Origin of the sequence: Nioella sp. MMSF_3534 (genome assembly GCF_030732985.1) — a bacterium.
In the GTDB taxonomy this organism is placed as follows: domain Bacteria; phylum Pseudomonadota; class Alphaproteobacteria; order Rhodobacterales; family Rhodobacteraceae; genus Nioella.
The window spans coordinates 1-1,823 of record NZ_JASHJX010000101.1; the positions used below are offsets into that span (position 1 = coordinate 1).

A 1,823-nucleotide genomic window follows, 5' to 3' on the forward strand; every position below is an offset into this window, starting at 1 on the left:
TCGCTGCCCAAGGGTCTTCCTATCGGCAATCGCCCTCGCAGCGACCGTCATCTATTGGCTATGAGTCCTGAGCCTAAGACATCCTCTCTTGTCTCCTCTTCAGAGAATATCAAACTTACCTCACGAACTTCTTGTACTTCACCCGCTTGGGCTCCAGCGCGTCCGGTCCCAGACGGCGCTTTTTGTCTTCCTCATAGGCCTCGAAGTTGCCTTCGAACCATTCCACATGGGCCTCGCCCTCGAAGGCCAGGATGTGGGTACACAGACGGTCGAGGAAGAAGCGGTCGTGCGAGATGATCACGGCGCAGCCGGCGAAATCTTCCAGCGCGTCTTCCAGCGCGCGGAGCGTTTCGACGTCCAGATCGTTGGTCGGTTCGTCGAGCAGCAGGACGTTGCCGCCCTCCTTCAGCAGCTTCGCCATGTGGACGCGGTTGCGTTCCCCGCCAGACAGAAGCCCGACCTTCTTCTGTTGGTCGCCGCCCTTGAAGTTGAAGGAGGAGCAATAGGCGCGGCTGTTCACGCTTGCGTCGCCCAGTTCGATGATCTCGGCCCCGCCCGAGATCTCTTCCCACACCGTGGCATTGGCGTCGAGCGCGTCGCGGGACTGGTCCACGTAGGACAGCTTGACCGTGTCGCCATAGTCCACGGTGCCGGCATCGGGCTGCTCCTGCCCTGTCAGCATGCGGAAGAGGGTCGATTTACCGGCGCCGTTGGGGCCGATCACGCCGACGATGCCACCGGGTGGCAGGGCGAAGGAGAGATCCTCGACCAGAAGCTTGTCGCCATAAGCCTTTTGCAGCCCCTCGACCTCGATCACTTTGCTGCCAAGGCGCGGGCCGTTCGGAATGACGATCTGCGCGCGGGTGATCTTCTCGCGTTCGGACTGGCTGGCAAGGTCGTTATAGGCGTTGATCCGGGCCTTCTGCTTGGCCTGGCGCGCCTTGGCGCCCTGCCGGATCCAGTCCAGTTCGCGTTCCAGCGTCTTCTGGCGCGACTTGTCTTCGCGCGCTTCCTGCGCCAGCCGCTTGGCCTTCTGTTCCAGCCAGGCGGAATAGTTGCCTTCGTAGGGGATGCCCCGGCCCCGGTCGAGTTCCAGGATCCAGCCGGTGATATCATCGAGGAAGTAGCGGTCGTGGGTGACGATCAGGATCGTGCCCTTGTAGTCGATGAGGTGCTGTTGCAGCCAGGCGATGGTTTCGGCGTCCAGGTGGTTGGTCGGTTCGTCCAAGAGCAGCATATCGGGCGCTTCCAGAAGCAGCTTGCACAGCGCCACACGGCGGCGTTCGCCGCCCGACAGGTTCGCGGGCATCGCGTCATCGGGGGGGCAGCGCAGGGCCTCCATCGCGACGTCGATCTGGCTGTCGAGATCCCACAGGTTGTTGGCGTCGATCTCATCCTGCAGGGCCGCCATTTCGTCGGCGGTCTCGTCGGAATAGTTCATCGCAAGCTCGTTGAACCGGTCGAGCTTGGCCTTCTTCTCGGCCACACCCAGCATGACATTGTCGCGCACCGAGATGGTTTCATCCAGCTGCGGCTCCTGCGGGAGGTAGCCCACCTTGGCGCCCTCGGCGGCCCAGGCCTCGCCGGTGAAATCCTTGTCGATCCCGGCCATGATCTTCATCAGCGTGGATTTACCGGCGCCGTTGACGCCCACGACACCGATCTTGACGCCGGGCAGGAAGCTCAGCCGGATATTCTCAAAGCATTTCTTGCCGCCGGGATAGGTCTTGGAGACCCCGTCCATGTGGTAAACATACTGGTAGGAAGCCATAGGAACCCTCATGCATTCGCGTTGATCCCTGACATAGACAAGGGGAGCGGTC

General features: G+C 61.8%; 1 protein-coding gene. It reads right to left on the reverse strand.

The window, feature by feature from the left end; translation table 11 throughout:
• Window positions 1–115: 115 nt before the first annotated feature.
• Window positions 116–1,771, reverse strand: coding sequence for an energy-dependent translational throttle protein EttA (gene ettA, locus RBB16_RS20590; RefSeq protein WP_306047895.1), 1,656 nt, complete (start codon window positions 1,769–1,771; stop codon window positions 116–118).
• Window positions 1,772–1,823: the final 52 nt, after the last annotated feature.